The 20,795-nt window shown below is 41.5% G+C and carries 16 protein-coding genes; 8 read left to right on the forward strand and 8 right to left on the reverse strand.

The features are described from left to right. The first annotated feature begins 7 nt into the window (after positions 1-7). From RG47T_RS10735 to RG47T_RS10750, 4 genes are all read left to right on the forward strand, one after another. Positions 8-874 (forward strand): alpha/beta hydrolase, encoded by an 867-nt coding sequence (locus tag RG47T_RS10735; protein ID WP_074489463.1) that lies wholly within the window; start codon positions 8-10, stop codon positions 872-874. 182 nt (positions 875-1,056) lie between these two features. Next, complete coding sequence (locus RG47T_RS10740) at positions 1,057-3,156, forward strand: ComEC/Rec2 family competence protein (RefSeq protein WP_074489464.1); 2,100 nt, start codon at positions 1,057-1,059, stop codon at positions 3,154-3,156. 72 nt (positions 3,157-3,228) lie between these two features. Continuing rightward, the gene (locus RG47T_RS10745; protein ID WP_074489465.1) at positions 3,229-3,873 is read left to right on the forward strand and encodes a DUF4412 domain-containing protein; all 645 of its coding nucleotides are present in this window, start codon (positions 3,229-3,231) and stop codon (positions 3,871-3,873) included. 68 nt (positions 3,874-3,941) lie between these two features. Then, positions 3,942-5,810: an LTA synthase family protein gene (locus tag RG47T_RS10750; protein WP_074489466.1), complete on the forward strand. Its 1,869-nt coding sequence runs from the start codon at positions 3,942-3,944 to the stop codon at positions 5,808-5,810. Here the strand turns inward: RG47T_RS10750 and RG47T_RS10755 are convergent. The 4 genes from RG47T_RS10755 to RG47T_RS10770 are packed head-to-tail and all read right to left on the reverse strand — an operon-like array spanning position 5,800 to position 9,107. Next, a complete protein-coding gene (locus tag RG47T_RS10755; RefSeq protein ID WP_074489467.1) occupies positions 5,800-6,426 on the reverse strand; it encodes a hypothetical protein in 627 nt (208 codons plus the stop codon). The two genes, RG47T_RS10750 and RG47T_RS10755, sit on opposite strands and share 11 nt — an antisense overlap. A gap of 1 nt (position 6,427) precedes the next feature. Next, the gene (bioA, locus tag RG47T_RS10760; RefSeq protein ID WP_074489468.1) at positions 6,428-7,693 is read right to left on the reverse strand and encodes an adenosylmethionine--8-amino-7-oxononanoate transaminase; all 1,266 of its coding nucleotides are present in this window, start codon (positions 7,691-7,693) and stop codon (positions 6,428-6,430) included. Then, positions 7,690-8,130 (reverse strand): NUDIX domain-containing protein, encoded by a 441-nt coding sequence (locus tag RG47T_RS10765; RefSeq protein ID WP_074489469.1) that lies wholly within the window; start codon positions 8,128-8,130, stop codon positions 7,690-7,692. Before RG47T_RS10765 ends, bioA begins: the two co-directional genes overlap by 4 nt. Then, positions 8,130-9,107, reverse strand: a complete 978-nt coding sequence (locus RG47T_RS10770; protein WP_074489470.1) for a cation diffusion facilitator family transporter — start codon at positions 9,105-9,107, stop codon at positions 8,130-8,132. Before RG47T_RS10770 ends, RG47T_RS10765 begins: the two co-directional genes overlap by 1 nt. A 90-nt stretch (positions 9,108-9,197) precedes the next feature. Here RG47T_RS10770 and RG47T_RS10775 point away from each other — a divergent pair, with 90 nt between their 5' ends. Beyond that, positions 9,198-10,391: a pyridoxal phosphate-dependent aminotransferase gene (locus RG47T_RS10775; protein ID WP_171972514.1), complete on the forward strand. Its 1,194-nt coding sequence runs from the start codon at positions 9,198-9,200 to the stop codon at positions 10,389-10,391. Positions 10,392-10,492: 101 nt separating this feature from the next. Here RG47T_RS10775 and RG47T_RS10780 read toward each other — a convergent pair whose 3' ends face one another. The 4 genes from RG47T_RS10780 to RG47T_RS10795 all read right to left on the reverse strand — a co-directional run bounded on the left by RG47T_RS10780 (position 10,493) and on the right by RG47T_RS10795 (position 17,184). Continuing rightward, a complete protein-coding gene (locus tag RG47T_RS10780; RefSeq protein WP_074489471.1) occupies positions 10,493-11,059 on the reverse strand; it encodes a hypothetical protein in 567 nt (188 codons plus the stop codon). A gap of 384 nt (positions 11,060-11,443) precedes the next feature. Beyond that, positions 11,444-14,623 carry an efflux RND transporter permease subunit gene (locus RG47T_RS10785; RefSeq protein WP_074489472.1) on the reverse strand — a complete coding sequence of 1,060 codons (3,180 nt, stop codon included), beginning with the start codon at positions 14,621-14,623 and terminating at the stop codon, positions 11,444-11,446. Between the two features lie 21 nt (positions 14,624-14,644). Continuing rightward, positions 14,645-15,778, reverse strand: a complete 1,134-nt coding sequence (locus RG47T_RS10790; protein WP_074489473.1) for an efflux RND transporter periplasmic adaptor subunit — start codon at positions 15,776-15,778, stop codon at positions 14,645-14,647. 8 nt (positions 15,779-15,786) lie between these two features. After that, a complete protein-coding gene (locus RG47T_RS10795; protein ID WP_074489474.1) occupies positions 15,787-17,184 on the reverse strand; it encodes a TolC family protein in 1,398 nt (465 codons plus the stop codon). 298 nt (positions 17,185-17,482) lie between these two features. On the opposite strand from RG47T_RS10795, the gene spt reads away from it, so the two are divergent. From spt to RG47T_RS10810, 3 genes are read left to right on the forward strand one after another with little or no spacing between them, the layout of a single operon-like run. After that, a complete protein-coding gene (gene spt, locus RG47T_RS10800) occupies positions 17,483-18,688 on the forward strand; it encodes a serine palmitoyltransferase (protein WP_074489475.1) in 1,206 nt (401 codons plus the stop codon). Beyond that, complete coding sequence (locus tag RG47T_RS10805) at positions 18,685-19,800, forward strand: hypothetical protein (RefSeq protein WP_074489476.1); 1,116 nt, start codon at positions 18,685-18,687, stop codon at positions 19,798-19,800. Before spt ends, RG47T_RS10805 begins: the two co-directional genes overlap by 4 nt. After that, positions 19,797-20,780: an NAD-dependent epimerase/dehydratase family protein gene (locus RG47T_RS10810; RefSeq protein WP_074489477.1), complete on the forward strand. Its 984-nt coding sequence runs from the start codon at positions 19,797-19,799 to the stop codon at positions 20,778-20,780. The genes RG47T_RS10805 and RG47T_RS10810 overlap by 4 nt, the downstream gene beginning before the upstream one ends. The last annotated feature ends 15 nt before the right edge of the window (positions 20,781-20,795 follow it).

A 20,795-nucleotide genomic window follows, 5' to 3' on the forward strand; every position in this document is an offset into this window, starting at 1 on the left:
ATTAACAATGCCTGCTAAACTTACCCCTATTTTCAGAGCACTTATATGCCTTGCATTTTTCGCATCAACCGCACAAGCGCAAACCGTTATCCCGCTTTGGAAAAACGGCGCACCCGGTTTCGAGAACCGAAAAAACGAACCGGAGCAGGCTAAAGACTATTGGATTAAAAATATCCACAATCCATCTGTAACCGTTTTTTTGCCGCCTAAAGAAAAAGCCACAGGCGCGGCCGTAGTAGTTTGTCCTGGCGGCGGGCACAGGCTATTGGTTTATAATGCCGAAGGTGTGGATGCTGCCAAATACCTCAATAATTTAGGTGTAGCTGTTTTTGTACTGAAATACCGCCTGGGGCGCGATACCTTATCACCTTACCAGATAGAGGTGCATGCCAAGCAAGATGGTTTCCGTGCCATGCGCCTGGTGCGCAGCCTTGCACCAGAATACGGCTTGGATACCAACCGTATCGGCATGATGGGCTTTTCTGCCGGTGGCGAAGTTGTAGATATGGTGGCATTCGGCCATGATGATACCAACCCAAAATCAAAAGATCCGGTCGATCATCAAAATGCTAAACCCAGCTTTATGATCCAGATCTATCCAGGTCCGGGTTATATACCAGATGTGATTCCGGCTAATGCGCCGCCTGTATTTTTACTGGCCGCTAACGATGACCCTTGCTGTTCTATTTCTGTGATGCAGCTAATGGAAAGATACCGCGCAGCCAAAGTACCTGCCGAGTTGCATGTTTTTACCCAGGGGCAGCATGGCTTTAATATGGGCAACCGCTCCAAACTAAAATCAGTCCACAGCTGGCCAGACCGTATGGCCGATTGGCTATCTGATAATAACTATTTAACGCCTGTGGTAAAATAGCATGCTGTCAAGTGGGTGTTTGGACATAACGGTGAGGCATTACACGCAGATGCTTCGAGAGCCTCAATATGCGTTACGTTTTAATTTTAATATTCCAAAGCAACATCATTTATAATCTCAAACAAAATCCTACCTTTAGTTCAGGCAGTAGCAATTGCCATGACTAAACCTTATTAATACCAATGATTGCCGAGCATAAAGGCGAAGTGCCTCTTGTTGTATACACGCTCCCATTTTTAGCCGGTATTTTTTTTGCGTTGTTTTTCAATATTCAAGGCTCTTTTATTCCGCTCCTTATTTCTAGCTGCCTGTGTGCTGCATTTATATTACTCAATTTACTTTATAACCGGTTTAAACTTTATCGGCATCAATGGCTTGGTGGCTTACTGATCCATTGCATTTTATTTTCGGCAGGCATTATTGCCACACAACAACATGATGATCGTAACTATGTTAACTATTTCGCCAATAAAAATGCAGGCCGCTTACTGGTGCTTATCAATACCGAACCAACCTTAAAAGGTAAATACTGGCATTGCAGCGCAAATGTAATACAGGCAAACACAAAAATTAAAAGCACGGCTACCCGCGGCAAACTGCTATTAACCATATTGGCCGATAGTATTAACCAATTTAAATATGGTGATGAATTACTATTACCGGCCAACTACAAACCGGTTGATCCACCGTTTAATCCGGGAGTTTTTAATTATAAGGCATACCTCGCCAATCAGCATATTTATCAGCAGTGTTTTCTGTTTCCGGGGCAGTACAAGCTAGTTGCCCACAATGCCGGCAACCCGGTGATAGCCTATGCCATTAATTTACGGCAACGCCTGGTTCAAAAATTTAAAACCAATATTAAAGACCCCAATGCTGCGGCTGTTGCCTCTACACTGATACTGGGTTACAAGGCAGATCTGAGCCCCGATATATTACAAGCTTATGCCAAAACCGGCACTATCCATGTGCTCTCAGTTTCGGGTGCACACGTGGCTATTGTATTTGTGTTCATCAGTTTCATGCTAAGCTTCTTAAACGGATCGAGATACGGTCAGTGGATTAAAGCCATTGTATCCATACTGCTAATATGGGCTTATGCCCTGCTTACGGGCTTCTCTCCTGCCGTTTGCCGGGCAGCAGTGATGATTAGCATGATCATTTTGGGCAAGGCCGGATACCGCTACACCAATATGGCCAACCTGCTCGCATTGTCAGCCTTTGCCTTGCTACTATATGACCCATTGCTGATCGCCGATGTAGGCTTCCAGCTTTCTTACCTGGCCGTGCTCGGCTTAATTATGTTGCAGCCGGTGATATTTAACTGGTTCGATTTTGAGCATAAATATGTCCGCAAGTTATGGTACTATATTTCGGCTTCGCTAGCTGCGCAGGTAATTACATTTCCATTAAGCGCGTTTTACTTTCATCAGTTCCCGCTGTATTTTTTAATAAGCAATTTATTTATTGTGATCCCTTCGGAAATCATCCTCTTCAGCGGAATTATTGGTTTACTGGTACCGCAATGGCCGATAGTGAGTAAAGTTATCTTTTGGGTGCTGGAACAAACCATCATCATCATGAACAAAGGATTATTACTTATTGAGCAACAGCCCTACTCATCAATCAATAAGATCTGGTTCACCTGTTACGATTGTGTGCTGCTATTCGTTACGGTTATGGCGTTCTTTTACTTTATGTATAGCCGTAAAATCTGGCTGCTAAAATTTAGCCTGGTCTGTTTACTCATCACAACCTTCTCCGTAAGTTTCCGGCAGATCAAAAGTCTGCAAACTCAAAGCATCACTTTTTACAGCTTGAGCAAGCACGCGGCAATATTATTTAAGAACGGAGACCGTGGTGTGATGCTCTCCGATTTATCACCTACCGATGCCAGCTACAAATACTCAATTCAACCCGGAATTGATAGCAATCAGGTCGATAATGTTCATATTATCAACATTTCTAACAATTTAAATATTACTTATTTAAGGAAGAACGCATCACTCATTCAGTTCTTAAATAGCCGTTTACTGATCTTCGATCCTCATCTCCAAATCACCAGGTTACCGAAAAAATTAGCGGTAGATTATCTTTACGTTACCGGCAACCCGCACAGCAAACTAAGTTTTATTAACCAAAATTACAGCTATAAAAAATTGATTATTGATGGCAGCAATTCACCACAAACCATCAAAAACCTTGTGAATGAAGCCGATAGCCTGCATATAAATTATACTGTTTTAAAACGTAACAATTCGCTGGTAGTTACATCTAACTGACATACCTGATTAAACGAAAAAGAAAATTTGTATCTAAATCATAAAACAAATAACTTGTATCAAATTTAAAACATGAAATTAAAATTTTTAAGTGTTGCATTAGGCGTAGTACTATCAGCAACTGCAATTACTGCATCAGCGCAAAAAGCTTATACTGAAGGTGTTGTTAGCTACACAGCTACCGCCGGCGGACAAACTGTTGATTCTAAACTTTACTTTAAAGGTGACTCAAGTTCAACAGGTGGACAGCGTGGCCCGGCTACTTTTAAAACCATTATGGCAAAAGGCGGCGATTACCTGGCTATTTTAATTGATGTGCCTATTGCCAACATGAAAAAAGCAGCTATCGGTACCCCTGCCGAATTAGAGTCATTTAAAGATCAGGAGCCTCAATTTACTTTTACTCCAAGCACCGAAGCCAAAGTAATTAATGGCTTTAACTGTACAAAAGTAACAGTAAAAGACGCTAAAAGCGGCCAAAGCTACGAGGCTTGGGTAACTAAAGATGTTACTGTCCCTGTTAACCTGATCACTAAATATTTTGCTGCAGCAGGTGGTTTCCCAATCCAGTTTACTACTATGCAAATGGGACAGCCATTATCTATCGTTATTAAATCTATTTCTGGCGATAAAGTTCCGGCCGGTACTTTTTCTATACCAGCAGGTTACGATAAAATTACAATAACCGACCTGAATGCGTTGAGCGGCGGTCATTAAGCATCTTCATTAACAATTCATTAAAAGCTCCTTAACATTGTGGTTAAAATCTGTAGTTTTGCCATCCAATGTTGAGGAGCTTTTTTAGTTTTTGCCGGTATTTCGCATTCTGGCTTATTATATTTTTTTTAACACGCCTAACCTTTGAGCTTTATTTTATCGACAAGCTTAAAACAGCCTCGTTTAAAGAGATACTGCTTACCTATGCCCATGGTTTATGGTTAGACTATTCGGCTGCTGCCTATATCTGCGCCATCCCACTGCTGGTTTTTATTATTAACTGGTTTATACCCAAAGGTAGTATACCGCCCATCTGGCTAAAAGTATATACCTGGTTTTGCGTATTGATTATTGCATTTTTAACCATTATCGATCTTAACATTTTTAGGGAATGGGGCACCAAGGTTAATTACCGGGTATTTAATACCTTGTATGAAGCCCCATCAGAGGCCGTGGCTTCTACGGGATCTTCTCCTATCGGTTTAAGTATCACTATTGGTGTTTCGCTTTTGGTGGCCGGTGTATTGCTTTCTTTTTGGGTTATCGATTTTAAATTCAGGAAACCTAGCGGGACCATAAGCTTTAAAATTCCGTTTTCTCTATTGCTGTGTTTTATTACCATCATTATCATCAGGGGTGGCTTGCGCGGCTCGCCTATTAACGAGCAGCGGGCCTATTTTTCAAGCAAGCAAATCCTTAACCAGGCAGTTCTAAATACCGAATGGAATTTGATGAATAACGTGGTAGAGAATACCCGTAAGGCTTACAATCCATATGAGTTTATGCCTGCGGATAAAGCATATTCGCTGGTAAATGATCTGTACACGGCCCCTAAAGATACCACTATCAGGATCCTAAACACCGACAGGCCTAACGTGGTAATTATCCAACTGGAAAGTTTTACGGCCGATATTATCGAATCATTAGGCGGTGACAAAGGCGTAGCACCTCACTTCGAAGAGTTTATTAAAAACGGCATCCTGTTTAATAATATTTACGCCGCAGGCGACCGTACAGATAAAGGTGTTGTGGCCATCTTGAGCGGGTTCCCATCGCAGGCCACGCGCACCATTATTACCGAAGACGAAAAACAAAAGAAACTTCCGGCCATATCATCCAGTCTAAAAAACGCCGGCTACACTACGTCTTACTTTTATGGCGGCGATAGCGGCTACATGAACTTTACATCATATATCCTAAACCATAAATTTGATGATCTGTCTGACGAGAGCAGCTTTTCTAAAAATGAACTGCTTTCCAAATGGGGTGCTTACGATGAAGTTACTTTGAGAAAAAGTGTAGATTACCTTGATAAGCAGAATCATCCTTTCTTTTGTTATATCCAAACACTAAGCAACCACGAGCCTTTTGAGTTGCTGGGTAAACCACATTTCCCAGGCAAGGATAATGGCATGATGTTTAGAAGCACAGCCTACTATACCGACTCTTGCCTTAATGCTTATTTTGAACAGGCAAAAAAGCAGGCATGGTATAAAAATACATTGTTTGTTTTGGTGGCAGATCATGGGCACCGTTTACCCCGTAATACTTCTGAGGCTTACGATCCGCATAAATACCATATCCCATTGCTATTTTTTGGCGACGCTATTAAACCCGAGTACCGTGGTAAACAAATTAGTATGCTGGGTGGGCAAACAGATATTGCTGCAACCATACTGGCACAGCTAAACCTGCCGCATAAAGATTTTCAATGGTCTAAAAACCTGTTAAATCCTTACAGCAAGCAATTTGCCTTTTTTGATTGGGATAACGGACTGGGCTTTATGCAGCCTGCTCAAAGTATCTCGTATGATAATGAGGGGAACAAGGTGATCTACACCGGTAAAACCAACGTTAGGGAATCATTAACCCATGAAACCCTAACGACGGGACAAGCTTACCTGCAAAAGGTATTTACTACTTATCTTAATTATTAATAACAGCGGGGCTAACTTCTTTAGTCAACTGGGTAACCCATTGATTAAAGAGGTTAGTTTCTATCTCAACAGCTTGCGCAGCGTGATGCTCCCATTCAGGCGAGAAGTGCTTTAACTGGTTAATCATTTCTTCCAGGTGGCCTTCTTCTTCCAATATAATCGATTTTACATTCACCTTACTACCTGTATCAGTTAATACATCCTGGTAGATGGGGTAAAGCTCATCGGCACGCACTTCAATGGCATAAGTCACTAAAAGATATGCGGCAAAGCGCAACTCGGCTCCTACAAGCTTCAGTGTATTTTTAAGGTAACGGCAAACCGATACATCCAGCTGATTTAAATAGTATTTACTGCTGGATGGCGCTAACAGGTAATCAACCGCATAGGTTGGGCAGGTATCGGCAGCAACCCTTTCAATTTGTTTTTTCAAATAAAAAGCATGGCGATGCTCTTCGGCAGCATGCTTTAAAATAATGTAAGTAACTGTGGTAGGATCTTCACTGGCCGAAATTTTTCGCGCGCCGGTATTTTCCATTAAAGATAGCGTATTTAACCAGCGGGCGTGTAATTGATCATCACCTACTATTGTCGAAAGCACATTACTTAAACCCATATCAAATCTCGTTTAAAGCGTCAATAATTTTGCTGTAAATATAAGCCAGTTGCTCGTTGCTAATACAATATGGGGGTAAAATATATATGATATTCCCCAGGGGGCGCAGTATAATGCCCGCATCCAAAAAGTAATGATAAAGCCTGTCGCGCAACGGGCTTAGGTATGAGGTTGAATTACCGGTCTCCCATTCCAACGCGATGATGGTACCGGTTTGTCTGATGGTACGCACCTTTGGATGGTTCTCTACCTGCAACTTAAACTGCTGGTGTTGCACTATAATCCGCTGAATATTAGCAGGCGTTTCCTCACTTGTAAACAGATCCATACTGGCCAACGCGGCAGTACAGGCTATGGGGTTAGCTGTGAAAGAATGCCCGTGGAAAAGGGTTTTCATCCGGTCATCAGACAAAAACATATCATAGATTTGGCTGGTACAGGTAGTAACACCCAATGCCATGGTACCGCCTGTTAAACCCTTGGAGAAACACATAATATCGGGTTGCTCGGTAATATAATTACAGGCAAAAGGCTTCCCGGTGCGGCCAAACCCGGTAAAAACTTCATCATCGATGGTCAATACGTGCTCCTGTTTGCAATGCTTTAATAACTCGTCCAGCCACTCTGCCTCATACATGATCATCCCTGCAGATCCCTGTACCAGGGGCTCAAAAATAAAGCAGGCAAGGCCGGAACTTAGATTTGAGACTTTAGATTTGAGATCTTGTATATTCTCTTTAGTGGGCAGATCAATAAACTCCACCTCGAATAGCAGGTTATCAAAAGCAGCTGTAAACGCACTGCGGCCACTTACAGCCATAGCGCCAAAGGTATCACCGTGGTAGGCATTTTTAAAGGCCAGCATTTTAGTGCGTGGCTGGCCCTGGTTGTGCCAGTATTGCAGGCACATTTTAATAGCTACCTCAATAGCAGTAGAGCCATTGTCTGAGTAAAATACTTTTTTTTGATTGTCTGGCAGCAGCATAATTAGCCGTTCTGCCAGTTCAACGGCAGGCTCGTGGGTAAAACCTGCAAAAATTACATGCTCTAATTTGTTAAGTTGCTCAGCTATTTTTTGTGCGATGTGAGGATGCGCATGTCCGTACAAGTTTACCCACCAGGATGATATGGCGTCAATGTATTCTTTGCCATCTTCATCAAAAAGCACGGCACCTTCTCCCCTTACAATCCCTACCGGTAAGCCGGCGGTTTGCATTTGTGTATATGGGTGCCAAATTATCTTTGCATCCCTTTCTGCTAATGTCATTGTTGTTTGTTTAGTAAATTAACTACGTGCTTGTCTATCGGGAAAGTCATATCGCTCTCTTTCAGGTCGGCTAACGGTATCCATCTGAAAGCCTGTAAGGGTTCAACGGTTCCTTCAAAATCAAACACTTTTGTTTTAAAATTCAGATTAAGTGAGCTTATGCTCTTCACCCAATAATAAACGCTGATGATCTGCGAATCATTAAATGCCGACTTCACATAAAAATCGGTGGTATAAAGATGCTCGAGTACCTCAATCTCTGCATTGCACTCCTCTATAAATTCGCGCTTTAGTCCGTCAATAAGCCCTTCACCATGCTCTAATCCCCCACCGGGAAACTTAGTAAACTTGTAGCCATACTCCTGCTCATCGCTAATGAGTATTTCGTTGCGCTCGTTAACTAACAAGCCGTATACACGTACATTAAATAGCGCCATTATTGTTCAAAGTGTTTTTTATTCCGGGTAATATTCGCCATCGTCCATTCCATATATTCCCGTTTTGGTTCCGACCGGATGGGGCAATTTGGCATGCTGCAATAATAACAGCAATCGGGCAAGCAGGGGTCTGTATGGATAAAGAACTCTGTTTTAATTTTAGCTTCCTTGTTAATCAATTCATCCACCAGGTGCACTTCGTCATGCACACGGTTCAGGTCGAAATAATTGGGCAGGGTTAAATGGCAGTCAATGTGCAATTCGTGGCCATACTTTTGGGCGCGCAAGTTATGTACATCTATCCATTCTACTTTACGCTGTTCATTTAATATACGGATAAGATCCTGCACAATGGTAAAATCTGCTTCGTCCATTAAGCCGCCTACCGATTTACGCACCAGTTTGTAACCGGTAATTACAATATATACACCAACCAGTACAGACAGGCCGCTATCCAGCCACATATAAGGTAAAAAGTGGATGAGCACCAAACCCACAACCAGCCCGCTGCTGGTTACCATATCTGTTATTAAATGCCGCCCATCTGCTTCTATGGTAATGGAGTTGAGGGTTTTGCCCTTGCTGATCATGTAATAACCCAGGCCGCCATTTACGGCCCCGGTTACGCCTATAATAATTGCTCCGGTAATTACCTTGTGCACCTCGTGCGGATAAAAAAGATTATAGGTTCCTTTTAAAACGATAATGATTCCGGCTATACTGATAAGGGTACCCTCGATAAAAACAGAGAAAAATTCGACTTTGCCATGCCCATACGGATGGTTAATATCCCGCGGTTGTGAGGCCAGATAAATGCTGTAAAAAGCGAACGCGCTTGCCAGTACGTTTACAATACTTTCGGCCGCATCTGTGAGTACAAAGTTAGAAAAAGTGATAAAGTATGCACTGAATTTGGCCAGCATGAGCACAATGCTCACAATAAGTGCAATAACAATAATATTCCGTTTTTCCTTCAACGCATCAAATTGTGTTCAAATTTAAAAACAAGTCATCAATTAGCAGTAAACTAATTTTCTATATTTGCCGCCGACATATAAAATATTGCTATGAGTGCTTTAAGTAACCGGATTAATAATCTGTCTGAATCTCAAACCATTAAAATGGCGAAAATGGGCCGTGAGCTCGCCGCCAAAGGTGTTGATGTAATTAGTTTAAGTTTTGGTGAACCCGATTTTCATACCCCTGAGTATGTAAAGGATGCCGCCAAGCAGGCCATGGATGATAATTTTACTTATTATACCCCTGTTGCCGGATATCCTGAACTGCGAAAGAGTATCGTAGCCAAGCTGAAAAACGAAAATGGATTGGATTATGACATGTCACAAATTGTGGTATCAACCGGTGCTAAGCAAGCTATTGCCAATGCAGTGCTTTGTTTGGTTAACCCGGGCGAAGAGGTAATTATCCCTACCCCTTACTGGGTATCATACTCTGAAGTTGTAAAACTGGCCGAAGGCGAAAGCGTTTTCATCAATACAACTGTTGAACAAAATTTTAAAATTACACCAGAGCAACTAGAAGCTGCTATTACGCCGAACAGCAAATTATTTATGTTTTCATCGCCTTGTAACCCTACAGGCAGTGTTTACAGTAAAGAAGAACTGGCTGGTTTAGCTAAAGTTTTTGAACGCCACCCGCATGTATACATCCTGTCTGACGAGATCTATGAGCACATCAATTTTATTGGTGGCCACGAGTCTATCGCACAGTTTGATTCTATTAAAGACCGTGTGGTAATTATCAATGGTTTCTCTAAAGCTTACGCCATGACTGGCTGGAGAATTGGCTACACAGCATCAAACAGTGAAATTGCTGCCGCTTGCGATAAAATGCAGGGACAGATTACATCTGGTACCTGTTCTATTACCCAACGTGCCGGTACTGCTGCTTACCAGGGCGGTTTGGAGTCGGTACACGAAATGCGCGATGCATTTAAACGCCGCCGTGGATTGGTGTATGACTTGCTGACTAAAATTGACGGTATAAAAGCTAACCTGCCAGATGGTGCATTTTACTTCTTCCCTAATGTTACTTCTTTCTTCGGCAAAAGCTATAATGGCAAAACCATTAAAGATGCCGATGACCTAAGCATTTACTTATTAGAAGAAGGCCACGTGGCTACCGTGGGCGGTGATTCATTCGGCGATCCAAAATCAATCCGCATCTCTTACGCCGCTGCTGATGATAAACTGGTAGAGGCTTTAAAACGCATTAGCGAAGCTTTAGGTAAATTGAAATAATGAAAGAGACACAAGTATTGTGTCTCTACGGATAATATAACGAAAGAGGCTCGTCACATTATTTGTGACGAGCCTCTTTCGTTATTAAGATAATTGTTTAATTAAATTCCAAAACCGTAAGCAACACGCAAACCAACTAAACCGTAGCTGTTGTTTTGGCCAGAAAAGTTTTCATAACGAGCACCTATGTCTATCGTTTTAAACGAATAACCTACTCCTGGCGCCAAAATTAATTTGGTGTCTTTACTGCCATCTGCATTTTCATAAGCATTTTTGGTTTCGAAACCGGCACCAACTTCTCCGCTTAAATAAAAGCCGCTACCTATAAAACCTTTAATTCCCGCTTTAACAGGCACCATACCGAATGATGGGTATTTTGCATCACTAACATCGGAGTTTATTTTTTTACCAAAAGCATTGTAGTAACCTGAAGTTAACATCAAAGCTACGTTTTGGTTAACACCATATTGTAGGCGAGCAGTACCACCTATGCCAACATTAGAAATATTTTTTAAGTTTCCAGTTGGCGCAAAGCCTTCCACTCCGATACCAAATCTCCAGTTGTTAGCTGGTGTAGTGGTTTGAGCTTTTGTAATAGAACTTGAAAATAATAAACCTGCACATGCAATAGCCGCAGCTGCTAGTTTGGTTGTTTTTTTAGTAGTCATTTCTGTTAATTTTAGTGAACAATTGTTAAATTGTTATTCATGTCCACCTAAACAAATACTTTGCCATACGTGCCATTTTAGGCATATTTTAACATTTATACATGGCGCGAAGCCCGATATTTAAACTGTGAAAGAAGCCTGTATCTACTGAAAAACAGGTATTTACTACTCCTATATTGTTTAGCCGTATGCAGCAGTGTTTGTTTGTTAAAATAATATTAAGGTATAACTATGCCAAAGTTAAGATTGTAATACTTAGCAGACACTTTTTGTACTAATAAGGCAATTATGGTTAATATATAATACTAATTTTGGTACACCTGTAAAACAAAAAAGGGAAGCAATGCTCCCCTTTTCAATTCTATATTAAACTGCATTTTTTAATTAATGCTCCGAGAATTTCTTCTGATCGTCCTTATGCGCTTCCTGTAATTCTTTAAGCTTTTTCTCGCCGTAAGCAAAGCGGGTAATCACAAAAAACAATACCGGCACTATAAATATAGCCATTGAGGTAGCCGCAAGCATCCCTCCAAATACCGTCCAGCCGATAGTTTTACGAGCCTCGGCACCCGCACCAGATGCAAACAGTAATGGCGCTACACCCAGTATAAATGCCAGAGAAGTCATAATAATTGGCCGCAAACGAAGCCTTACCGCATCTAGTGTGGCCTGTTCGAGATCCATTCCACCGTCTACCCGTTCTTTGGCAAACTCTACAATCAGGATCGCATTTTTGGCCGAGAGCCCGATGAGTGTTATTAAACCAATTTGCGCATAAACGTTATTGGTTAAGGTTGACTGAAAAGTTAAGAACAGGATGGCACCGAATGCACCCAGCGGTACCGCAAGCAATACCGAAAATGGTACCGACCAGCTTTCATACAATGCCGCCAGAAACAGGAACACAAAGCCGATCGACAATATAAATATGTAAATAGTTTTGGAACCCGACAACTTCTCTTCCCTGCTCAAGCCCGAAAACTCGTAACCATAACCCTGGGGTAAGGTACTCGCCGCAACCTCTTCTAATGCTTTTAAGGCATCACCGCTACTGTAGCCCGGTGCCGGATTACCATCAATTTCTGCAGAACGGAATAAGTTGTAGTGTGAAATTAAAGGCGCATTTTCAATGATCTTGTATGAAGTAACCGTACTTAACGGCACCATGGTACCTGCCTGGTTACGTACAAAATATTGCCCAATGTTTTGGATGTTTGTACGGTAATTGGTATCTGCCTGCGCCACCACGTGGAAGTTACGCCCATAAATGGTAAAATCATTGATGTAGGCACTACCCATATAGGTTTGCAGAGCCGTATTAATGTCTGATACCAATACGCCCATCCTTTTAGCCTTTTCACGGTCTATGGTTAACTGGTACGCAGGTGTACGTGCTGTAAAGAATGTAAACGCCTTGGCAATTTCCGGCCGTTTGTTTACAGCAGCAATATAGTTCTGTAATACCTGCTCAAAGTTTTTAATATCTCCGCCAGCTTCTTTTTCTTCTAATATAAACGAGAAACCTGCTGTACTACCCAAACCCGGGATGGCCGGCGGTGGTATTACAATTACATTGGCTTCTTTAAACCGGGCCAGCCGCTTTTGCAGCGTACCAACCAGGGCAAACAGCTGGTCTTTCTTTTCTTCCCGTTTTTCCCAAGGTTTAAGTTGCACAAATATGGTGGCGCTATTTGATTTACTGGCAAAGTTTACCGCATTTAACCCACCTAATGCTGCATAGTGGCCAATGGCCGGGATACTGTCCAGCACTTTCATCATTTGGTGCAATACCTCAACCGTGCGCTGGGTCGAAGATGCCTCCGGCAGATCGTAGGTGATATAAACCCGGCCATCATCTTCTGTTGGTATAAAGCCCGAGGGTTTTTTACCGAACAAAAGCACCGTGCCTATGATAATACAAAGCAGGATAATACCCACCAGTTTATAATTCTTGATACTTCGGTCTACCCCATTACGATACTTATTGGTTACCCGATCAAACCAGCCGTTGAATGCATCGAAGAATTTATCTAAGAAGTTTTTCTTTTTATCAGCATCATGTGGTTTTAATAATATGGTACATAATGCCGGGGTTAATGACAATGCAATAAATGCAGATATCAATACCGAAATAGCGATGGTAATGGCAAACTGCTGATAAAGCCGCCCTACTATACCCGGCACAAAACCTACCGGTACAAACACCGCACCCAAAATTAAGGCAATGGCAATTACCGGGGCAGAAATATCGGCCATGGCGTGCTCTGTAGCTTCCCTTGGCGACATTTTTTCGTGGTCTATATAATGCTGTACCGCTTCTACCACCACAATGGCATCATCTACCACAATACCAATGGCCAGTACAAATCCAAACAGCGTTAATGTATTAATGGTAAAGCCCAGTGGGATAAAAAAGATAAAAGTACCGATAATAGATACCGGTATGGCCAATACCGGGATTAGCGTAGCACGCCAGCTTTGCAAGAATATAAATACTACAATAATTACAAGAGCAAGTGCAATAACCAAAGTTTCTACAACCTCGCCTACCGATACCTTAACAACGGTTACAGACTCAAACGGCACCACATAATCAATCCCTGCCGGGAAAGATTTTTTAAGTTGCTCCATGGTAGCATATACCCCATCGGCAGTAGCCAGCGAGTTACTGTTAGGCGCCTGGTAAACCAATAGATATGAAGCGCGCTTACCATCTACAAACGAGTTACCGGCATAATTAAACTTACCAAGTTCAACCCGGGCTACATCTTTTAAATGCACAACAGATCCATTTCCTGGCTGTGTACGTACTATTACATTTTCAAATTCGGCAGGCTGTACTAAACGGCCTTTGGTTAATACGGTATACTCAAAAGTTTGCCCTTTCTCTTGCGGTGGCGCACCCACGGTACCCGCGGCAACCTGTACGTTTTGTTCTGTTAAAGCACCGGTTACATCCGCGGCAGTCATACCCAGTGCGGCCAGTTTATCGGGTTTAAGCCATATCCGCATACTAAAGTCATCGGCACGTGTAAACACATCACCCACGCCCTTAGTACGTAATAAAGCATCCCTGATGAAAACGTTGGTATAGTTATCTAAAAAAGTAACATTATGCTCTCCTTTTGGCGAGTATATAGCCACCAGCATTAAAATACTTGGATTACGTTTACGCACGGTTAAGCCTAAACGCTGCACTTCCTGCGGCAAGGTTGGCGTGGCAATGCCTACCCGGTTTTGCACATCAAGCGCGGCAATATTTATATCGGTACCTACTTCAAAGTTAACGGTCATGCTCATTTGGCCGTTACCGCTGCTGTTACTCTGCAGATAAGTCATGCCGGGGGTACCGTTAACCTGCACTTCAATTGGTGTAGCTACGGTTTGCTCAACCGTTAGGGCATCAGCACCGGTATAGGTAGCTGTTACTTGTGCTGTTGGCGGTGTAATTTCTGGATATTGGCCTATCGGTAAACTGCTCATGGCCAGTAAGCCCACTACTACAATTACTATCGATATTACAATAGCTGTTACCGGCCTGCGTATAAAGGTATCTGCGATCATCTTTTTTATCTCTTGTTACCGTTATTTTGCTTGTTGTTTAGCATCTGGCGCTCCTTGCTGCGCCGGTTTACCCAAAGTTATCTTTCCGCCATCTTTCAAGCGTTGAAAACCATCTGTGACTACCTTATCACCAGCTTTTAATCCGTGCAGTATCACAATATGATCCTTAATACGCGGGCCAATCATTACTTTATGCTGATGTGCCACGGTATCATCTGCTGTATACACAAAATATTCGCCCATCTGCTCGGTGATAGCTTTATAAGGGATCTGTACCCGCTCGCCCGACTCATTATTGAGTACGCTTAATACACCGCTCATGCCGTCTTTTAAAACATCATAGTCATTGGCAAACTTCACCCGTACTTTAATACTACCGGTTTGGTTATTAACACCCCTGTCTATAGCCACTATTTTACCCGGCTTGTTGTACATGGTGCCATCAGAAAGCTGTAGTTTAAAGGTAGAATCGGTGCTGCTTTTCTGATAAGCATAAAAACGAGGCAGATCCTGCTCATTAACCACAATATCTATAGCAATTGGGTTTTCGGTAGATATTGTATTTAACAGCGTAGTGCCCGGCGTTACCTGCGCCCCCAGCCTAACCTGAGATATACCAATACGCCCGGTAAAGGGTGCCTTAATAATGGAATAAGAAAGATCTGTTTGCGCTGACAAAACACCTGCCTTAGCCACCGCTACCTGGGCCTGGTTGGTCGCTAGTGCGGCAACAGCCTGATCGTAAGTTTGGCGGGCCACTGCATCCTGCTTTAGCAGAAACGAATAGCGATCTGCGTCCTTTTGAGCTTTAATAAGGTTGGCATTTGCACTGGCTAAATTTGCTTTGGCCTGCTCATAAGCGGCTATGTATTTGCGCCTGTCAATTTCATAAAGCTCTTTGCCTTTGGGCACAACTTCGCCCTCCTTAAAAAATATCCCGGTGATAAAACCGGATACCTGGCTGCGTAGTTCAACACTATTTAATGCCACTACAGTACCCTGAAAAGGATCATAATAAACGGCATCGGCAGTTTTTGCCTCGGTAATGGCAACGGGAGTTGGCGGGGGTGCGGCGTTTTCCTTACCCTGCTGCTTACAAGAAGCCAGCAAAGCTATACCTAGTGCTGTGGTTAAAATTAAGTATCTTATATTCATATGGTTGATTATCTTACTATTAAAATTCCTAATGCTTTTTGCAGATCAACTTTGCTGGATAGTAATGTAAACAGCGCGTTGTAATAGTTCAGTTCGGCGGTGCGCAGGTCTGTTTGTGACACCGTAACATCCAGATAGGTTTTTATGCCTTCGCGGTATTGTAATTCTACAACCTTGTATACGTCTTTAGCCAGGTCTACGTTTTGCTTTAACAATACCCAGTTGGTATAATTGCTTTTGTATGATGACAGCGCCTGCACATATTCTGTGTTAATTACGTTTTTGGTATTAATGATATCGAGGTCTGCCCTATCCACCTGTAAACGTGCTTTACTTAAGTTTTGCAGACGTTTTGTACCTGTAAAAATGGGCATGGTAAGGCTTAAGCCCACCAATGAAGTTGGATAATTATTATTGTATTGATCGGCAAAATGATCGTTAAAATACAACATATTATAACTGCCAACTGCTGATAAGGAAGGTAACCAGCCAAACCTGTAATAACTTACATTTAAAAGCTGCAAATTCTTTTGAGCCGCTAATTGGCGATATTCAACTCTTTTTTCTACACTGAGTGTTTGGTTAGTATCAATTACAGCATCCTGTACAAATTTTGCCGAATCGTATTTTAAATCCAGTTGCTTTTCTGCCGGCAACCCCATTACTTGTTTTAGATAAGCAGTTTTGCTATTAATGGCCTCTTGTGTTTGCTTGCGGCTAGCAATAGAATTATTTAATGAAATGGTAGCCTGTTTATAATCAATTTTATCTGCTACACCGGCCTGGTAACGCGAATTAGCATCTTTTAAACTGCGCTTAAGCCTGATGATATCTTCGTTAAGTATGTCCAGTTGTTTTTCTGAAAGCAGCACATCAAAAAAAGACTTGCTTACATCAGCCACCACACTGATCTGGCTAACTTCTGTACCTTCCCTGTAATATTGCCTGGAATATTTGGCGGCACGTGAAGCCAGAAATACATCATTATTATAAATGGTTTGGCTGGCCTGAAAGGTTACACTACTTACATTACGTGCTACCCCGCCTACAGATGTTGTAGGTGTAGTTGTTGACGTACCCGTTCCGGAAGTTCCACCTGTACCCGTTGTTGTCCCTGTAGATGAACCAGACGTTGCAAGTGTACGTGCTGCACTCTGAAAGTAATGATTATAACTGCCGTTTGTAGTTAACTGCGGCAACCAGCCTGCCAATCCAATCCTGATATCGCGCTCATTGATTTGCTCGTCAATGGCAGCTTGCCTTACTGCTGGTTGGTTACGTAATGCAAAATCAATACATTGTTGTAGTGTGAGCTCGCGGCTTATTGTATCGGTACTGTTTTGTGCTAAAACATAATTAGAAATAAACAGCAGAAATAAAAAAAACAGGTAGTATAATTTTTTCATGCAGATGATTGATGCTGTAAAAACACATATTTACAAGATATGTTTATTTAATAAAAAATATCTTGTAAAACTTACAATAACCAAACATTGAATAATTTACGAGTGCCATAATTAGGGAAAAGTGGTTTTTCAGATGAAATTATTTTGTTTTAGATTACAGGATAAAATAAATTTTTAATTAATTTGCCCGTTGGTATTTTATTACGCTACGTAATGATGTGCAAAAAAATTACACGCCAAGTATAAGTTATTAGCTTTTTCATGGTATTTTTACAAAAAATTTAAGCAGAGTTAATACATGGGTAAAAAACTACATGATAAAATCGCTCAGTTTACGGAGGCAGCTGCAGCCCGGGAAACAGGAGTATATCCATTTTTCAGGCCAATTGAATCTGGTCAGGATACTGAGGTTATTATCAATGGCAAGCGGGTATTAATGTTTGGATCGAACTCTTATCTGGGTTTAACCAATCATCCCGCTATTATAGAAGCTTCCAAAAAAGCAATAGATAAATACGGTACAGGTTGTGCAGGTTCCCGTTTTTTAAACGGAACACTTGATATTCACATCGAACTGGAAGACAGATTAGCTGCCTACGTAGGTAAAGAAGCTGCTGTTTTATTCAGCACTGGTTTCCAGGTTAACCTGGGTGTTTTATCAAGCATTACTGGCCGTAATGACTATTTAATACTTGATGAGTATGACCATGCTTCTATTATCGACGGAAGCCGTTTATCGTTTTCGAGAGTAATTAAATATGCACATAATGATATGCAGGATTTACAACGCAAGCTGAGCCTGTTGCCCGAAGAAGCTGTTAAATTAATTGCTGTTGACGGTATTTTTAGCATGGAAGGTGATTTTGTTAAATTACCTGAACTGGTAAAAATTGCAGACCAATACGGTGCCAACATTATGGTTGACGATGCACACAGCTTAGGTGTAATCGGCCATAAAGGCGCAGGTACATCTTCACACTTTGGTTTAACCGATGATGTTGACTTGATAATGGGTACGTTTAGTAAGTCATTTGCGTCATTAGGAGGTTTTATTGCGAGTGACTTTGCAACTATTGACTATTTAAAACACAGAGCACGTTCATTAATGTTTAGCGCAAGTATGACACCCGGTGCAGTTGCCAGTGTAATTGCCGCTCTAGATATTATTGAGTCTGAACCTGAAAGAATACAAAGACTGTGGGATAATACTAATTATGCCATGAAACTTTTACTGGAAGAAGGTTTTGACCTTGGCCCTACAGAAAGCCCGATATTACCTATATATATACGCGATAACCATAAAACTTTTATGGTGACAAAACTACTGCAGGATGCAGGTGTGTTTGTTAACCCGGTTGTATCTCCTGCTGTACCTTCCGATTCTTCTTTAATCCGTTTCTCATTGATGGCTACCCACACATTTGAGCAAATCGAAGAAGCAATTGAAAAAATATCGAGGGTATGTAAAGAGGTTGGCGTTATTACAATGGGCGAAAAAATATGATAAAAATTATACCTGTTAGTTCCAAAAAGGAACTAACAGCTTTTATTGACTTCCCGCACGATCTGTATAAAAATGACCCGAATTATGTTCCGGAACTTTTTATAGCCCAAAGAGACCTGCTAACCAAGCACCCGTTTCTAAAACACAATTCATTACAGAGTTATCTCGCTTATCAGGACAATAAAATTGTTGGCCGAATTACTGCCATATTAAACAACCACCATAACGAATTTAATAAAGCCAATGATGGCTTTTTTGGTTTTTTTGATGCTATTAATAGCCAGGAAGTGGCCGACGCCTTGTTTAAAACAGCCATTGAATGGCTTAAAGACAAGAAGGTGGCCACCATTATAGGCCCGGTAAATTTCTCTACCAATGAGCCTAGCGGCTTGCTGATAGTTGGGTTTGACAGCCCGCCGGTGATGCAAATGACTTACAATTACCCTTACTATGCAGACCTTATTGAAAAACAGGGTTTAAAAAAGAAGGTAGACTTAATTGCCTATAAATTTGGGGATGAAGGTTATAACGAACGCTCATTTAAGTTACTGGATGCCTTGCAAGAGCGTTTAAAGCGCAGCAATATTACTATCCGTAAGCTTAATATGAAAAACTTTAAGCAGGAAGCTATCGCCCTGCATGAGGTATACAATTCGGCATGGGATAGCAATACAGGTTTTGTACCACTTACCGACGAAGAGTTTTTTTACTTGGCCAATGATTTAAAATTAGTGGTAGACCCCGATTTTTGCAGTATTGCAGAACACGAGGGAAAAGTAGTTGGCTTTTCGCTAACGGTGCCTAACATTAACGAGATCCTGATTAAGATTAAACGTGGCCGCTTATTGCCCACCGGCATTTTTAAATTGCTTTTAGGTAAAAAGAAAATTAAAGGAATTCGTATTTATGCTTTAGGCGTAATTGAGGGCTATCGTAAACGCGGTATTGAAGCCGTGCTTTATGGTAACGTAATTAAAGAATACAAAATTAAAGGGCTTAAATACGCAGAAGCAGGCTGGATATTGGAAGACAACGATATGATGAATAAGGCTTTGTTGGATATTAATGGCGACCCTTACAAAACTTACCGTTTATACGAAAAAGCTATATGAATGAGCGGGTTTTAATAACCGGCGCCAGCGGATTTGTTGGTTATCATTTAATTGAAGAAGCACTAAGCCAGAACCTGGAAGTTTTTGTAGCTGTGCGCAAGAGTAGTAAAACAGACCATCTAAAAGATTTTAATATTAAGCTTACTTATCCAAAATTTAGTGATATTGCAGCACTAACAGCAGAGATAAAAGCCAACCAATACGATTATATTATACATGCGGCAGGTGTAACCAAAGCCAAATCTCAAAAGCAGTATAACCACATTAACGCAACATACACCGCAAACCTGGCAAAAGCTGCAGTAGCAGCCGATGTTAAAAAGTTTGTTTTTATGAGTAGCCTGGCAGCAGGGGGCCCGCTTACTACCCTTAACGGCATTATATCCGAGAGTGATGAACCTCACCCCGTAACCCAATATGGTAGAAGTAAATTACTTGCCGAAAAAGAACTAAAGAATATCCCCGGTTTAAACTACACTATTTTAAGGCCAACGGCTGTGTTTGGGCCACGCGAGCGCGATATATTTATCGTAATAAAACAAATAGTGAAAGGTTTTGAGCTCTATATAGGCAAAGCAGAACAGAAACTTAGTTTTATATATGTTAAAGATCTGGCAGTAGCTACCCTGAAAGCTATACATGGCGGCAATAAAAAAACTTACAATATAGCAGATGGTAACTTCTACACCAAGTATGAAATGGCCAATATCATTAAAGATATTCTCCAGCTCAATACCATCAAGTTTCATCTACCTGTCACCTTTGTAAAATTAGTTGCATCCATTACAGAAAAAATTAGTTATTTGAGCAGCAACACCCCAGCTTTAAACTTAGATAAGCTAAATGAGCTATTAGGTACCAATTGGGCTTGCAGTATAGAAGCTGCCAAACAAGAACTGGGATTTTATCCGCGCTATAATCTGGATAAGGGGCTAGAAGAAACCATTAAGTGGTATAAGGAACATAAATGGTTAAAATAAATTAGAACTCGAATA

This window comes from Mucilaginibacter polytrichastri (assembly GCF_001911425.1).
Classification (GTDB): Bacteria; Bacteroidota; Bacteroidia; order Sphingobacteriales; family Sphingobacteriaceae; genus Mucilaginibacter; species Mucilaginibacter polytrichastri.

Excerpts from the sequence above, each read along its gene's own strand:
- RG47T_RS10745 (WP_074489465.1), top strand. The coding sequence starts at position 3,229 with ATGAAATTAAAATTTTTAAGTGTTGCATTAGGCGTAGTACTATCAGCA.
- RG47T_RS10735 (WP_074489463.1), top strand. The coding sequence starts at position 8 with ATGCCTGCTAAACTTACCCCTATTTTCAGAGCACTTATATGCCTTGCA.
- RG47T_RS10765 (WP_074489469.1), bottom strand. The coding sequence starts at position 8,130 with ATGGCGCTATTTAATGTACGTGTATACGGCTTGTTAGTTAACGAGCGC.
- RG47T_RS10750 (WP_074489466.1), top strand. The coding sequence starts at position 3,942 with ATGTTGAGGAGCTTTTTTAGTTTTTGCCGGTATTTCGCATTCTGGCTT.
- RG47T_RS10755 (WP_074489467.1), bottom strand. The coding sequence starts at position 6,426 with ATGGGTTTAAGTAATGTGCTTTCGACAATAGTAGGTGATGATCAATTA.
- RG47T_RS10775 (WP_171972514.1), top strand. The coding sequence starts at position 9,198 with ATGAGTGCTTTAAGTAACCGGATTAATAATCTGTCTGAATCTCAAACC.
- RG47T_RS10810 (WP_074489477.1), top strand. The coding sequence starts at position 19,797 with ATGAATGAGCGGGTTTTAATAACCGGCGCCAGCGGATTTGTTGGTTAT.
- RG47T_RS10795 (WP_074489474.1), bottom strand. The coding sequence starts at position 17,184 with ATGAAAAAATTATACTACCTGTTTTTTTTATTTCTGCTGTTTATTTCT.
- RG47T_RS10785 (WP_074489472.1), bottom strand. The coding sequence starts at position 14,623 with ATGATCGCAGATACCTTTATACGCAGGCCGGTAACAGCTATTGTAATA.
- bioA (WP_074489468.1), bottom strand. The coding sequence starts at position 7,693 with ATGACATTAGCAGAAAGGGATGCAAAGATAATTTGGCACCCATATACA.
- spt (WP_074489475.1), top strand. The coding sequence starts at position 17,483 with ATGGGTAAAAAACTACATGATAAAATCGCTCAGTTTACGGAGGCAGCT.
- RG47T_RS10780 (WP_074489471.1), bottom strand. The coding sequence starts at position 11,059 with ATGACTACTAAAAAAACAACCAAACTAGCAGCTGCGGCTATTGCATGT.
- RG47T_RS10790 (WP_074489473.1), bottom strand. The coding sequence starts at position 15,778 with ATGAATATAAGATACTTAATTTTAACCACAGCACTAGGTATAGCTTTG.
- RG47T_RS10740 (WP_074489464.1), top strand. The coding sequence starts at position 1,057 with ATGATTGCCGAGCATAAAGGCGAAGTGCCTCTTGTTGTATACACGCTC.
- RG47T_RS10805 (WP_074489476.1), top strand. The coding sequence starts at position 18,685 with ATGATAAAAATTATACCTGTTAGTTCCAAAAAGGAACTAACAGCTTTT.